13 protein-coding genes are annotated in these 14058 nt (G+C 68.9%); 6 read left to right on the forward strand and 7 right to left on the reverse strand.

All coding sequences use genetic code 11. The features are described 5' to 3' along the window. The first annotated feature begins 4 nt into the window (after positions 1 to 4). From PK98_RS11625 to PK98_RS11635, 3 genes are read left to right on the forward strand one after another with little or no spacing between them, the layout of a single operon-like run. Positions 5 to 3499 (forward strand): efflux RND transporter permease subunit, encoded by a 3495-nt coding sequence (locus PK98_RS11625; RefSeq protein WP_039097064.1) that lies wholly within the window; start codon positions 5 to 7, stop codon positions 3497 to 3499. A gap of 28 nt (positions 3500 to 3527) precedes the next feature. Beyond that, positions 3528 to 4736 carry a DUF445 domain-containing protein gene (locus tag PK98_RS11630; RefSeq protein WP_039097066.1) on the forward strand — a complete coding sequence of 403 codons (1209 nt, stop codon included), beginning with the start codon at positions 3528 to 3530 and terminating at the stop codon, positions 4734 to 4736. A gap of 8 nt (positions 4737 to 4744) precedes the next feature. Beyond that, positions 4745 to 5254, forward strand: a complete 510-nt coding sequence (locus tag PK98_RS11635; RefSeq protein ID WP_039097067.1) for a GNAT family N-acetyltransferase — start codon at positions 4745 to 4747, stop codon at positions 5252 to 5254. A 9-nt stretch (positions 5255 to 5263) separates the two neighbouring features. Here the strand turns inward: PK98_RS11635 and PK98_RS11640 are convergent, their stop codons facing one another. The 4 genes from PK98_RS11640 to PK98_RS16035 all read right to left on the reverse strand — a co-directional run bounded on the left by PK98_RS11640 (position 5264) and on the right by PK98_RS16035 (position 8117). After that, positions 5264 to 6139: an energy transducer TonB gene (locus PK98_RS11640; RefSeq protein WP_161792438.1), complete on the reverse strand. Its 876-nt coding sequence runs from the start codon at positions 6137 to 6139 to the stop codon at positions 5264 to 5266. A 125-nt stretch (positions 6140 to 6264) separates the two neighbouring features. Beyond that, positions 6265 to 6600 (reverse strand): energy transducer TonB, encoded by a 336-nt coding sequence (locus PK98_RS11645; protein ID WP_039097069.1) that lies wholly within the window; start codon positions 6598 to 6600, stop codon positions 6265 to 6267. Continuing rightward, the gene (locus PK98_RS11650) at positions 6567 to 7214 is read right to left on the reverse strand and encodes a hypothetical protein (RefSeq protein WP_039097070.1); all 648 of its coding nucleotides are present in this window, start codon (positions 7212 to 7214) and stop codon (positions 6567 to 6569) included. The genes PK98_RS11645 and PK98_RS11650 overlap by 34 nt, the downstream gene beginning before the upstream one ends. An 87-nt stretch (positions 7215 to 7301) precedes the next feature. Next, complete coding sequence (locus PK98_RS16035) at positions 7302 to 8117, reverse strand: hypothetical protein (protein ID WP_052208584.1); 816 nt, start codon at positions 8115 to 8117, stop codon at positions 7302 to 7304. Positions 8118 to 8305: 188 nt separating this feature from the next. Here PK98_RS16035 and PK98_RS11660 point away from each other — a divergent pair, with 188 nt between their 5' ends. Beyond that, the gene (locus PK98_RS11660; RefSeq protein ID WP_039097071.1) at positions 8306 to 9472 is read left to right on the forward strand and encodes a nucleotide sugar dehydrogenase; all 1167 of its coding nucleotides are present in this window, start codon (positions 8306 to 8308) and stop codon (positions 9470 to 9472) included. 48 nt (positions 9473 to 9520) lie between these two features. On the opposite strand, the gene PK98_RS11665 is transcribed toward PK98_RS11660, so the two are convergent. After that, positions 9521 to 10456: an electron transfer flavoprotein subunit alpha/FixB family protein gene (locus PK98_RS11665; RefSeq protein ID WP_039097072.1), complete on the reverse strand. Its 936-nt coding sequence runs from the start codon at positions 10454 to 10456 to the stop codon at positions 9521 to 9523. After that, positions 10453 to 11202, reverse strand: coding sequence for an electron transfer flavoprotein subunit beta/FixA family protein (locus tag PK98_RS11670; RefSeq protein ID WP_039097073.1), 750 nt, complete (start codon positions 11200 to 11202; stop codon positions 10453 to 10455). Before PK98_RS11670 ends, PK98_RS11665 begins: the two co-directional genes overlap by 4 nt. Positions 11203 to 11389: 187 nt before the next feature. Between PK98_RS11670 and PK98_RS11675 the strand changes: the two genes are divergently transcribed. Then, positions 11390 to 11908 (forward strand): DUF6265 family protein, encoded by a 519-nt coding sequence (locus PK98_RS11675; RefSeq protein ID WP_039097074.1) that lies wholly within the window; start codon positions 11390 to 11392, stop codon positions 11906 to 11908. Positions 11909 to 11974: 66 nt separating this feature from the next. Here the strand turns inward: PK98_RS11675 and sucC are convergent, their stop codons facing one another. Further along, positions 11975 to 13174, reverse strand: a complete 1200-nt coding sequence (gene sucC / locus PK98_RS11680; RefSeq protein ID WP_039097075.1) for an ADP-forming succinate--CoA ligase subunit beta — start codon at positions 13172 to 13174, stop codon at positions 11975 to 11977. A gap of 104 nt (positions 13175 to 13278) precedes the next feature. Between sucC and PK98_RS11685 the strand changes: the two genes are divergently transcribed. Then, on the forward strand, positions 13279 to 14040 hold the full coding sequence (locus PK98_RS11685; RefSeq protein ID WP_039097076.1) for a 3'(2'),5'-bisphosphate nucleotidase CysQ: 762 nt from the start codon (positions 13279 to 13281) through the stop codon (positions 14038 to 14040). The last annotated feature ends 18 nt before the right edge of the window (positions 14041 to 14058 follow it).

Raw genomic sequence — 14058 nt, forward strand, 5'->3', positions numbered from 1 at the left:
ACCCATGGGCTTCCGCAACATCTCCGCCTGGTCGATCCGCAATCCGCTGGTCCCGATCCTGGCCTTCATGGGCCTGATGCTGGCGGGCATCGTCGCCTTCATGTCCATGGACGTGCAGAACAACCCGGACATCGAACTGCCGGTGGTGATCAGCGTCATCAGCCAGCCGGGCGCCGCCCCGACGGAAATCGAGAACCAGATCACGCAGCGGGTCGAGGCCGCGGTGCAGACGCTGGACGGGGTGGAGAACATCTATTCCACCGCGGAGGAGGGCGCCAGCGTCACCTCCATCGAGTTCGCGCTCGGCACCGACATCGCCCAGGCCGTGAACGAGGTGAAGGCCAATATCGACCAGATCCGTGGCGAGCTGCCCGACGGGATTCTGGAACCGCAGATCTACCGCCAGCAGACCAGCAGCGAGCCGATCGTGTTCTTCGGCGTCGCGGCCGACGACATGACGATCGAGCAGCTGTCCTGGTTCATCGACGATACCGTGACCAAGCGGCTGCTGACCGTGCCGGGCCTGGCGGAGGTCAGCCGCAATGGCGGCGTCGACCGCGAGATCCTGGTGATCCTGGATCCGCAACGGCTGCAGGGGCTGGGCGTCACCGCATCGCAGGTCAATGCCGCGCTGCGTCAGCTGAACCTCAACGCCGCCGGTGGCGAGGCCGAGATCGCCGGATCGCGCCAGTCGGTGCGCGTGCTTGGCAATGCGCAGGACGTGTTCGAACTCTCGCAGACGCAGATCGCGCTGGGTGACGGGCGTACCGTCAAGCTGTCGGACATCGCCCGCGTCAGCGATGCCTATGGCGAGATCAGCAGCCTGGCCAAGATCAACGGCCGGCAGGTCGTCACCTTCGGCATCACCCGTGCGCGCGGCGAATCCGACGTGTCCGTCTATGATGGCGCGGCGGAGGTGCTGAAGGCGCTGCAGACCGAAAATCCCGGCATCCGCTTCACCCGCCTGTTCACCGAAGTCGACTACACCCGCCAGCAATATGACAGCTCCATCAACGCCATGATCGAAGGCGCGGTGCTGGCGGTGATCGTGGTCCTGATCTTCCTGCGCGACTGGCGCGCCACGGTGATCGCGGCGCTGGCCATTCCGCTTTCGGCCATCCCGACCTTCTGGTTCATGGACATGCTCGGGTTCACACTGAACAGCCTGTCCCTGCTCGCCCTGGGCCTGGTGGCCGGCGTGCTGGTGGATGATGCGATCGTGGAGATCGAGAACATCGTGCGCCACATGCGCATGGGCAAGAGCGCGTTCCAGGCCAGCATCGACGCGGCGGACGAGATCGGGCTGGCGGTGGTCGCCACCACCATGTCGATCGTCGCGGTGTTCCTGCCGGTCGGCCTGATGCCGGGCATCGCCGGACAGTTCTTCAAGAATTTCGGGCTGACGGTGGTCGTGTCCGTGCTGATCTCGCTGCTGGTCGCGCGCATGATCACGCCGATGATCGCGGCCTATTTCCTGAAGGCGGAAGGCCATGCCGAACATGGCGGCGGCCGCTGGATGGACGTGTACATGCGGGCCCTCGCCTGGTCGATCGACCGCACGAGCGCGGACCGGCGGCTGCGTGCGCTGGGCCCGACGGGCGAGTTCCACCGCCGCTGGTTGCCGATCGCGGCCCTGCTGTTCGGCCTGGTCGGCCTGGCCTTCCTGGCCGGGGCCGGGGCGGTGATCGGCGGCGCGGTCGCCGCCGCGCCGGGGCTGGTGGACATGAAGGCGTGGGTCGGCCTGTTCGGCTTCCTGCCGGATGTCCTGGCGCGGACGCTGGCCTTTGTCGTGCTGATCGCGGGCCTGGGGCTGCTGCTGGCAGCGGCGGGCCTCGCCGGCTGGCTGGCGGCGCGGCTGATGCTGCTGGGCACCGACATGTTGGCGCGTATGTTCGGTCACGGCTTCCGCGACTGGTATCTCCACCGTCGCGGGCGCTTCGGCGCGCGGATGATGGATCACCGGGTGTGGATGATCGGCACCGGCGCCGCCGCGCTGGTGATGACCGGATTGCTGGGGATGAACCTGCCGTCGCAGTTCTTCCCAAATTCCGACAGCGACTTCTCCCGCATCAGCGTGACGATGGTGCCCGGCACCACACTGCGCCAGACCGAATCGGTGATCGATTCAATCGCCAACCGGATGCGGGAAGAGCCCGAAGTGCTGCTGGCGATGGGCATCGTGCGCGAAGGCGAAGGCTCCGTGCGGCTGGTGTTCCGGGAGGACCGGGCGCGTACCAGCCTGGAGTTCGAGCGGGAACTGGCCCCGGCGCTGCAGCAGTTCCCCGATGCGCGCGTCAACTTCCAGGATCCGCAGGGCGGCGGCGGTGGTGGCAGCGGACGGGCGATCAACGTGATGCTGTCCGGCTCCGACACGACCGTGCTGGAACAGGCCGCCGCCAAGCTGGCCGAACAGATGCGCGGCGTGCCGGGCGTGATCGCCCCGCGGGTGGAGGCGGACCTGCAGCGCCCCGAACTGATCGTCACCCCGCGGGAGGATCTGGCCGCCAGCCTGGGCGTCACCACCAGCGCGCTGAGCCAGGCGATCCGCATCGCCACGCTGGGCGATATCGACCAGAACGCCGCCCGCTTCAGCCTGTCGAACCGGCAGGTGCCGATCCGGGTGCGGCTGAACGAGACCGACCGGCGCGACATCAGCAACATCCGGAACCTGCCCGTGCCAACCGCCGGCGGCGGGTCGGTGCCGCTGGAACGCGTGGCCGACATCTCCTTCGGCGCCGGACCAACCGCGATCGAGCGCGTCAACCAGGACCGCCGCGTCTTCGTCAGCGCCGACATCGCGCCCGGCTTTGCCAGCGGTGACGTGAAGCCGGTGATCGATCGCCTGCCGATCATGCAGAACCTGCCGACCGGCGTGTCCAACGCGCCCGTCGGATCGGACGAATGGCAGGCGGACATGATCAGCAACTTCGCCATCGCGCTGGTCAGCGGCATCCTGCTGGTCTTCGCGGTGCTCGTGCTGCTGTATCGCCGGCTGGTGTCCCCGCTGGTCAACATGGCGTCGCTGGCCCTGGCGCCGCTGGGCGGGCTGCTGCTGCTGACCGCGATCGGCCAGCCGATGAGCCTGCCGGTGTTCATCGGCATGCTGATGCTGTTCGGCATCGTGGGCAAGAACTCCATCCTGCTGATCGACTTCGCGATCGAGGAGATGGAGGCCGGCGGCGACAAGCAGGCGGCGATCATGGAAGCCGGGCACAAGCGTGCGCAGCCGATCATCATGACCACCGTGGCGATGACCGCGGGCATGATCCCCACCGCCCTGTCGCTGGGCGGCGACGGCGCGTGGCGTGCGCCGATGGGCACGGTGGTGATCGGCGGCCTGCTGCTGTCCACCCTGCTGACGCTGATCATCGTGCCGGCCGGCTTCAGCCTGGCGGACGGGCTGGAGAAGCGGCTGGGGCCGTGGATGCGCAACCGCTTCCTCACTTACAGTCCCGGCGACGACACCGCCGCCGGCCGGGCGGCGCAACCTGCGGAATAGCCCCCTGCCCGCCGATCGCGCCCGCCGGATGCGCGCTACCGCCACCGCCCTGCTGGTGGCGATGGCGGGCTTGTTCGCGCTTGCCCATCTGATGGAACGGGCGGGTGGCCATCCCGCCTGGGGCTGGCTGTCCGCCTTTGCCGAGGCGGCGATGGTGGGCGGCCTGGCGGACTGGTTCGCGGTCACCGCGCTGTTCCGCCATCCGCTGGGCCTGCCGATCCCGCACACCGCGATCATCCCGCGCAACAAGGATCGCATCGCCGACACGATGGCGGGCTTCCTGCGCACCAATTTCCTGACCCCTGCGGTGATCGCCCGCCGGCTGCACGGCGCCAATCCGGCGCGGATGCTGGGCGAGTTCCTGCAGCGCCCCCGGGCGGAACGTGGCGCGGGCCTGCGTGCCGGCGTGGCCGGGCTGCTGGCCGACGTGCTGGAATCGCTCGACCCACAGGCACTGGGCGAGCAGGTACGGCATGTGCTGGCGAAGCAGGCCGGGCGGCTGGAACTGTCGCCGATGATCGGCCACGCGCTGGGCGCGATGATCGCCGGGGGGCGCCACCGGCCGCTGATGGACATGCTGATCCGCTGGCTGGGCGGCGTGCTGGAAGGGAACGAGGCCCTGGTGCGGCGCATGGTCAGCGACCGGGCCGGGTCGGTGATCCGCTGGACCGGGCTGGACGAGAAGCTGGGCAGCAGCGTGGTCGACGGGCTGTACCGGATGCTGGCCGAACTGCTGATCGATCCCGACCACCCCTTGCGTGCCAAGGTGGATGACAGCCTGGCGAAGCTGGCGCACGACCTGGTGCACGATCCCGCCACCCGGGCGAAGGTGGAGGCGGCCAAGGCGCGCGTCCTGGCCAATCCGGCGGCGGCCGAATGGTGGATGGGCGTGTGGGAGCGGCTGCGCACCGGCCTGATCGCCGCCGCGCGGGACCCGGCCGGCAGCGGTTCGCTCGACACCACCCTGGCCGAACTGGGCCGCGGCCTGAGCGAGGACCCCCGGCTGCAGCTGCAGGTCAACCGGTTCGCCCGGCGCACAGCGGTGGGTGTGGCCAGCCGCTATGGCGGGGGCATCGTCGCGCTGGTGTCCGACACGGTGAAGCGCTGGGACGCCAACACCGTGACCGCGCGGATCGAGGGCGCGGTGGGCCGCGACCTGCAGTTCATCCGCATCAACGGCACGCTGGTGGGCGGGCTGGTCGGCCTGACGCTGCACGCGATCACGCAGGCGCTGTGACGGGCGGCATGACCCGCCTGACGACCGCACGGCTGGTGCTGGACGTCCCGGCCGCCGCCGACCTGCCGGGGCTGATGGAGATCGTCTCCGACCCGGAAACGACCCGCCATCTGGGCGGAGTGCAGAGCCCGCCCGAGCAGTTCACCCGGCTGCTGCGCAATGCCGGCAGCTGGCCGCTCTATGGCTATGGCGGGTTTGCCGTGCGGCTGCGCGACGGCGGCGAACTGATCGGGCAGGTGGGCGTGTTCCATGCCTGGCGCGGGCTGGGCCCGGATGCGGACAACATGCCCGAAGCCGGCTGGATCCTGGGCCAGCGGCACACCGGCCGCGGCCTGGCGCGGGAGGCCGCGCAGGTGGTGCTGGAGTGGTTCGACGCCGCGCATGGCCCACGGCCGATCGTGGCGCTGATCGACCCCGACAACCTTCCATCGCTGGCGCTGGCGGCACGGCTGGGCTTCGTGCCGGTGCGGGAGACGCTGCTGGGTGAGGCGCCGGTGCGAGTGCTGCGGCGGGGATAGCTCTCGCTCTCAGTCGATGCGGAACAGGATGTTGACCGTGTGAAACGACTTCATCGGGTTACCTGCCGCATCGAGAGCGGGAAGGAACCGGATGTCGCGTGTAAGATGGCGGCAGGCGGTCGTGGTTATGTTGGTCCGGGTGGCCGCAACGGCCGTGCAATCCCCGGCTGCCCCGGTCTCGTCCACCAGCACCCGCACATGCAAATTGGCCTGTTCGCCACGCGCGATCGCTGCGCTGGGGTAACTCTGCTGGATCGCTCGCGCTGCGCGCGAGAAGTCTGGCGCCTGTGGCGCGCGGGTCATGGTACGGTGCGCGGCGGCATCCAGACCCCATTCGGGCAGGTGGCTTTGCGAACAGGCATCAAGCACGCTCAGCGCATTGTCCAGCTGGCTCGGCTCCAGCCGCAATGTCTCACGCCCTTTCGTCAGTTCGATGCGATCGGCCATGGTGATCGCGCCCGGCGGGAGCATGGGCGCAGCGCCACCGTATGGCGATGCCAAGTCGGGAGTCCCTTCCGGGGTGACCGCAATGACTCCTCCATCTTTTCCGAGGGGTCGGGCAAGAAAGACGGTGCTGAAGATCAGGGCATCCTCACCCCCGCTGAGCGTACCTCTTTCATAATCGGCGCGCCTGCTGGCGAGCGCGGTCCCGGCACCGGCGAAGCCAAGTTCGACCGTGCCATGGAACCGAGCCAGCGGACGCCCCGCCAGCATGACGGCGAACGACTTGCCCGGAGCCCACTGCGTGAGCACCAGTCTGACCTGGTTTTCGCCCTCGCCAAAGGTGCGGCTGAGCTGGCACGATTCCTCTCCATTATCGACCACCCAGCTGCTGCCCGGCGCACCGGTCAGCACCAGTTCGGCGGCGGTGGCAGGAACTGCCATCATTGCGGAAGCCGACGCCGCGGCGGCGAGCGGAAGGGCGCGGGTCACCAGGTGACCATGCTTGCAGGCTGCATCCGGCATGTTCGTCCTCATGGTATGGTTCACGATCGGATCGGGTCCGCGCCCTATCGCCGCGGCTGCATCCGGAACAGGATGGAGGTGGCGTAGAACGACTTCATCGGCCGGCCGGCGGCGTCGAGTGCGGGGAGGAACAGCGCCTCCTGCGTAAAGTGTTCGCAGGCATTGGTGGTGATCCGGCTGACCTGGCTGGCGGCGGTGACGGTGCAGTCGGTGGCCGTGCCCGCCTCGTCCACCAGCAAGCGCATGTGCAGGTCGCCCTGCTCGCCACGCCTGGCGGCAGCGGCCGGATAGAAGCGGCTGACCCGCGCCGAAAGCGTCGCGAAGTTCAGCGGTTCGGGCTGCTGGATCATGGTGCGATGGCCATCCGGGTCCAGCCCCATTCCGCCAGCCGCTGCGTGGAGCAATTGTCCAGCAAGGCCAGTGCATCGCCCAGCCGGCTAGGCTGCAGCCGCAGGGTCGTCCGTTCCTGCGCCAGCTCGATCCGGTCGGCGAGCCCCACCGCGGCCAGCGGCAGCTTGGGAGCAGCCATCCGGAATTCCGGTGGAATGTCCGCGCGCGCGGCATCGGCCGGTCCCGCACCATCCGCCGGATCGTCGTCTGCCCAGCGCGTGAGCCGGGCGCTGCTGAAGATCAGCGCATCCTTGCTGCCGCCCATGCTGCCCTTCACGACCGACGCGGGGCGCGCACCCAGCGGGCCGGCCGCGTCGCCGAACTGCAGCGTGACCGGCCGGTCGGCGGAGAACCGGCGGAGCGGCCGTCCGGCCACGGTCATGAAGAAGGACTGGCCCGGCGACCATTGCGTGATCAGCAGGCTGACCCGGTCCTCCCCGTCGCCAAGGTCCCGCAGGATCTGGCAGCTATCGGCCGTGCCGTTGACGATCCAGTTGCTGCCGGGCGCATTGGTCAGCACCAGTTCGGCGGCGCGGGCAGACGGCGCCGCCAGCGTGCCGAGGGCGGTGACGAGGATGGCGGCAGGCAGCGTCTGACGGATCAACGTCGAGCCCTTTTCACGAGGATCTGTGTGCACGGCGCATGTGCCGGTTCGGGCGGATCGGTGGCTGGCCGGCCGCGCCCGGCAGGATCATGCTCGCGAATGTGGCAGCGGAGGCGGGGCATTGGCAAGCACCGATCGCGGGGCACCCGCGTCCTTCAACAGGCTCAAGATGAGCGGGGTGGCTGGGGTGGGTGAGGTCGGCAGGGCTGAAGCTGACACATCTGACACAGTGCCGGTGGCGGGTCCGGGTGGCGTCAGCAGCGCATCCACATGAGCGCGGGCGGCGCTGATCCAGCGGTCCCATGCTGCGCCCGCGTCCGTGCGCGCCTGCTCTATCCGCTCGGCCGCCTCGCGCCGTTCACGCTCCCACTCGTCCTCGCCGAAGCCGCCGGCGGCTTCCTCTTCCTGCCGGTCGGCTTCCTGCCCGGCGGCACGATCGGTGACGGTGACGCGGTCGGGCGGGAGGTCGTCATTTGCGCCTGCAAGCGAAGCAGGCGGCTGCGCGCCGGCGAGGCAGGCGACCAGCTCGTCGAACCGGGCGGCGTCGGCCGTGGCAGTTTCGTCCAGCGCGAGCCGGTCGAGCCGGGCGATGTGGGCGAGCAGCAGGCGGTTGTCGTAGCGGCGACGGGTGCCGACCAGTTCGCCGCGGAACCACACCTCCTCCTCCACGCCTTCCAGCGCGCGATCGGCCAGGATGTGCCCGCCTTCCTCCCGCGCCAGCAGCATGGCGGCCGCCCAGGCGCGGGCGAACAGCGGATCGCGCCGGCGCCGGCAATAGGCAGTCTCCCGCGAGAGGCCGATGGCGGCGGCGGCGCGGCTGACATTGCCCTTGTGCGAGAGCGTGTCGAGGAAGCGGGCGGTGCGGTCGGGCGTCCAGCCATCGTGGCGGTGTGCAGCTTGCATGATTCGCGGGTTCCCTGTGCTGGGGCGTGGGCGGGCGAATCGGGCCTATTATGCAGATGGGGGCGTGTAGGACAGGCGGCAGTGCCCCTCCCCCGATCGAGCAGGATCGGGCAGGCTTTCGCCATTCCATTCCCGCCCCTATAGCCCGCGCAAAGCTGCCGCTGGGGTGGCAGGGGAAAAGGCGCGCAATGAAGATCGCGGTGTTTGGTCTGGGGTATGTGGGACTGTCCAACGCCGTGCTGCTGGCGCAGCACAACACGGTGGTGGCGGTCGATCTGGTGGCGGAGCGGGTCGACATGCTGAACGACCGGCAATCGCCAATCGTGGACCCGGAACTGCAGGACTTCCTGGCCAACCGGGCGCTGGACCTGAGCGCGACGCTGGATGCCGCGGCAGCGCTGGCCGACGCCGATTACGTGATCGTGGCCACGCCGACCGATTACGATGTGGCGACCAACAAGTTCAACACGGCATCGGTGGAGGCGGTGATCGCCTTGGCGGCGAAGACCAACCCGGCGGCCACGATCGTGGTCAAGTCGACCATCCCGGTCGGCTTCGTGGACGATGTCCGCGCGCGGCTGGGCACAAGCCAAGTGATCTTCAGCCCCGAATTCCTGCGCGAAGGGCGCGCGCTGCACGACAACCTGCATCCCAGCCGGATCATCGTGGGCGAGCGGTCGGAACGGGCACGCATCTTCGCCGAACTGCTGCGGCAGGGGGCGGAGAAGCAGGACGTGGAAGTGCTGTTCACCGACAGCCGGGAGGCGGAAGCGATCAAGCTGTTCGCCAACACCTACCTCGCCATGCGGGTGGCGTTCTTCAACGAGCTGGATTCCTACGCCATCGCCGGCGGCATGGACACGCGGCAGATCATCGAAGGGGTCGGCCTCGATCCCCGGATCGGCACGCACTACAACAATCCCAGCTTCGGATATGGCGGGTACTGCCTGCCCAAGGACACCAAGCAGCTGCTGGCGAATTATTCGGATGTGCCGCAGAACCTGATCCGCGCGATCGTGGAGGCGAACGGCACCCGCAAGGATTTCCTGGCGGAGCAGATCATCGCCCGCCGGCCCCGCCGCGTGGGCGTCTACCGGCTGGTGATGAAGGCGGATTCGGACAATTTCCGCCAGTCCTCCGTCCAGGGCATCATGAAGCGGATCAAGGCCAAGGGGATCGAGGTCGTGATCTTCGAGCCGGCGATGGCCGAAGACCTGTTCTTCGGTTCGCGCATCGAGCGGGACCTGGAGGCGTTCAAGGCGGGCTGCGACGTGATCATCGCCAACCGGCTGAGCGAGGAGATCCGCGACGTGGCGGACAAGGTATTCACGCGGGACCTGTTCGGGGCGGATTGAGCGCCCGGCCAGCTGTCCGGGGCGGATGTCCGGTCCGCCCCGGCACGCCTACAGCTTGCTCGTCAGTTCCGGCACTGCCGTGAAGATATCGGCCACCAGGCCGATGTCGGCGACCTGGAAGATCGGCGCATCCGGATCCTTGTTGATGGCGATGATGGTGTGCGCGTCCTTCATGCCGGCCAGGTGCTGGATCGCGCCGGAGATGCCGACCGCGATGTAGAGCTGCGGGGCGACGATCTTGCCGGTCTGCCCGACCTGGTGGTCGTTGCCGATATAGCCCGCATCCACCGCCGCGCGGCTGGCGCCGATGGCGGCGTGCAGCCGGTCCGCCAGGGGCGTGATGATCGCCGCGAACGTTTCCGCATCCTTCAGCGCGCGGCCGCCCGACACGACCACGCCGGCGCTGGTCAGTTCGGGCCGGTCGCTGGCGCTGTCCTCGCACCCGACGAAGCGGGACAGGCCGGCATCGCCTGCACCGGTGAGGGATTCGACCGGGGCGCTGCCGCCGGTGGCTTCCGCCTTGGCGAAGCTGGTGCCGCGCACGGTCAGGACCAGCTTGGCCTCCGTGCTTTCGACGGTGGCGATGGCGTTGCCGGCGTAGATCGGGCGGGTGAAGGTGCGCTCCCCCTCGATGCTGAGCACGTCCGACACCTGCATCACGTCCAGCAGGGCGGCGACACGCGGGGCGATGTTCTTGCCGTTGGAGGTGGCGGGGCACAGCAGCGCATCGTGGCTGTCCATCAGCGGCACGATCAGCGCGGCGACGTTCTCCGCCAGCATCTGCCCGTAGGCGGCATCGTCGGCCAGCAGTACCTTGCCGACGCCGGCGACCTGCGCGGCGGCATCGGCGGCCTGGCTGGCTTCGGCACCCTGCCCGGCGACCAGCACGGTCACTTCGCCCAGCTGCGTGGCGGCGGTGATGGTGGCGAGGGTGGAATCCTTCAGCGTGCCGCCGCCATGCTCGGCGAGAACCAGGGCCTTCATGCGACCACTCCCATATCCTTGATCTTCGCCACCAGTTCGTCGACCGAGCCGACCAGGATGCCGGCGGCGCGGGTCGGCGGTTCGCTGACCTTCAGGGTGCGCAGGCGCGGGGTGACGTCGACGCCGAAATCCTCCGGCGCCTTCGTGTCGATCGGCTTCTTCTTCGCCTTCATGATGTTGGGCAGGCTGGCATAGCGCGGCTCGTTCAGGCGCAGGTCGGCCGTCACGATGGCGGGCAGCGCCAGGGCGATCGTCTCCAGTCCGCCATCGACCTCGCGCGTCACCAGCGCCTCCTCGCCCGCGATCTCCAGCTTGCTGGCGAAGGTGCCCTGGGGGCGGCCGGTCAGCGCGGCGAGCATCTGGCCGGTCTGGTTGCAATCATCGTCGATCGCCTGCTTGCCCAGGATCACCAGGCCGGGCTGTTCGGCCTCGAACACGGCCTTCAGGATCTTGGCCACGGCGAGCGGTTCGACCGTCTCGTCCGTCTGCACCAGGATGGCGCGATCGGCGCCCATCGCCATGGCGGAGCGCAGCGTATCGGCCGCCTTGGCCGGGCCGACGGAGACGACCACGATCTCCTCCGCCCCGCCGGCTTCCTTCAGCCGCACGGCCTGTTCGACGGCGATCTCGTCGAACGGGTTCATGCTCATCTTCACGTTGGCCAGGTCCACGCCGCTGCCATCGGCCTTCACGCGGGGGCGGACATTGTAGTCGATCACCCGCTTCACGGGGACGAGGATCTTCATCGCGGGCATCCTTTTGCCGGGCTGGTCTTGCGAGCCGCTGTCAGGCCTTACGCCTTTGCCAAGGCGGGTGGGCGCGTCAAGACTGTGGGAGGTGGAATGCCTGTGGGGGCGATTAGTTCTGCTTGGCGGTCTGGACGCGTCGGGCAGGCGCGATATGATCCGCCGCCTGTGTGCTTGAAGGGATGCCATGCGCCTGCTGCCTGCCACCTTGCTGCTGCTTGCCACCCTGGCCGCCGGGCCTGCCACGGCGCAGGAAACCCGCTCCGCCCCGCCCGGCCACCAGCCCCCGCCGGCGCAGGTCGCGCAGCTCGGCTGGCTGGCGGGCAGCTGGGTCGGCGAGGGGATCGACGGCGCGCCGGCGAGCGAGACCTATTCGGCGCCGGCGGGCGGGATCGTCGCCGGCCATTTCGTGCAGACCGATGGCGCGGGCAGCGTCGCCTTTATGGAAGTGGTGCAGATCGCGCAGGCGGGCGAGAGCCTGGTGTATCGCCTGAAGCATTTCGGTGCCGACCTGACCGGGTGGGAAGACAAGGAGCAGGTGGTCAGCTTCCCGCTGGTCGCGGCGGAGGATGGGGCGCTGTATTTCGACGGGCTGACGCTGCGGCGTGACGGACCCGACGGGCTGCTGTCCGCGGTGCTGGTGCGCGGCGATGACGGCACGACACAGGAATATGTGTTCCGGTACCGCCGGACCGCCGGCGGGTAGCATCCGCCACGAAAAGGGGCGCCGTTGCGGGCGCCCCTTCTCGGTATCAAACGGCAGGTAGCCCGGTCAGGCGGCCTGCTTGACCTCCGCCACGATCTTGCGGGCGGCGTCGCCCAGATCGTCGGCCGGGACGATCGCCAGGCCGCTATTGGCCAGGATTTCCTTGCCCTTTTCCACATTGGTGCCTTCCAGGCGGACCACCAGCGGCACGGACAGGTTCACTTCCTTGGCCGCCGCGACGATGCCTTCGGCAATGATGTCGCACTTCATGATGCCGCCGAAGATGTTGACCAGGATGCCCTTCACCGCCGGATCGGCCAGGATGATCTTGAACGCCGCCGTCACCTTCTCCTTGTTGGCGCCGCCGCCGACATCGAGGAAGTTGGCCGGGAACATGCCGTTCAGCTTGATGATGTCCATCGTCGCCATGGCGAGGCCGGCGCCGTTGACCATGCAGCCGATGTCGCCATCCAGCTTGATGTAGGCGAGGTCGTACTTCGACGCCTCGACCTCCATCGGATCCTCCTCCGTCTCGTCACGCAGGGCGGCGACGTCGGGGTGGCGGTACAGCGCGTTCGAGTCGAAGCTCATCTTGGTGTCGAGCACCAGCAGCTCGCCATCCTTGGTCTCGACCAGCGGGTTGATCTCCAGCATGTCGCAGTCGAGCGCGGTGAACGCGTCGTACAGCTGCTTCGACAGCTTCTGCGCGGCCTTGGCCAGGCCACCTTCCAGCTTCAGCGCGAAGGCCACGGCGCGGCCGTGATGCGGCTGGAAGCCCGATGCCGGGTCGATGGTGATGGAGTGGATCAGTTCGGGCGTGTCATGCGCCACGGTCTCGATATCCATGCCGCCTTCGGTGGACACCACCATGGCGACGCGGCCGGACGCGCGGTCCACCAGCATCGACAGGTAATACTCCTTGGCGATGTCCACGCCATCGGTGACGTACAGGCGGTTGACCTGCTTGCCGGCATCGCCGGTCTGCACGGTCACCAGCGTGTTGCCCAGCATGTCGGCCGCGTCGCGCTGCACGTCCTCGATGCTCTTGGCCAGGCGCACGCCGCCCTTGGCCTCTTCGCCCAGTTCCTTGAACTTGCCCTTGCCGCGGCCGCCGGCATGGATCTGCGCCTTTACGACATAGAGCGGGCCGGGCAGCGACTTCGCACCGGCGACGGCTTCCTCCACGCTCATGGCCGGCACGCCCTTGGGGATGCCGATGCCGTACTTGGCGAGGAGTTCCTTGGCCTGGTATTCGTGGAGGTTCATGCTGGCGGACCTTCTCTTGCAGAAATGAGGTTTGCGGCTGCGCATAAGGAAGGGGGCCGCGGGTTGCAAACGCTAACAGCCCGCCCCATTGCTGCATCGCACCCATGATCGATCGCGCGCGTCTGGAAGCCATCTGCGGCCAAGCGGGGGCCATGGCCCTGGGCCAGTGGCCCGGCGGCGGCCATGCGCTGCGCCACTGGAGCAAGGGCGCGGCCGGCCCGGTCAGCGATGCCGACCTGATGGTGGACGCCTTCCTGAAGCGCGAACTGACCGCCCTGCTGCCCGCCGCCGGCTGGCTGAGCGAGGAGACGGTCGACGCGCCCGACCGGCTGGGGCGCGACCTGGTGTGGCTGGTCGATCCGATCGACGGCACGCGCGACTTCATCCGCGGTCGGCCCGGCTGGTGCGTGTCGGTCGCGCTGGTCAGCGCCGGGCGGCCGCTGGTGGCGACCATGGTGGCGCCGGCGCGGCACGAAACGTGGAGCGCCACCGCCGGCGCCGGCGCGTTCCTGAACGGCCGGCGGCTGGCGGCGAGCACGCGGATGGAGCTGGCCGGCGCGCGCATCCCGATCGATTCGCTGCCGAAGGCCGAGGCCGACTTGGTGGCGGTGGCCAAGCCCAACTCCATCGCCCTGCGCATCGCCATGGTGGCGGACGACCGCGCGGACCTGCTGGTGACGCAGCGCTGGGGCCATGAATGGGACATCGCCGCCGCCACCCTGATCGCGCGGGAAGCGGGCGCGGCGGTCAGCGACGCGCATGGCCAGGTGTTGCGATTCAACAAGCGCGAGCCCAAGGACTGGGGCGTGCTGGCCTGCGCGCCGGCGCTGCACCGTGCGGCAGTCGACCGCTGGGGCGGCGAGTGACGCCAGAAATTGCAGTGC

The organism is Croceibacterium mercuriale, assembly GCF_000802385.1.
Classification (GTDB): domain Bacteria; phylum Pseudomonadota; class Alphaproteobacteria; order Sphingomonadales; family Sphingomonadaceae; genus Croceibacterium; species Croceibacterium mercuriale.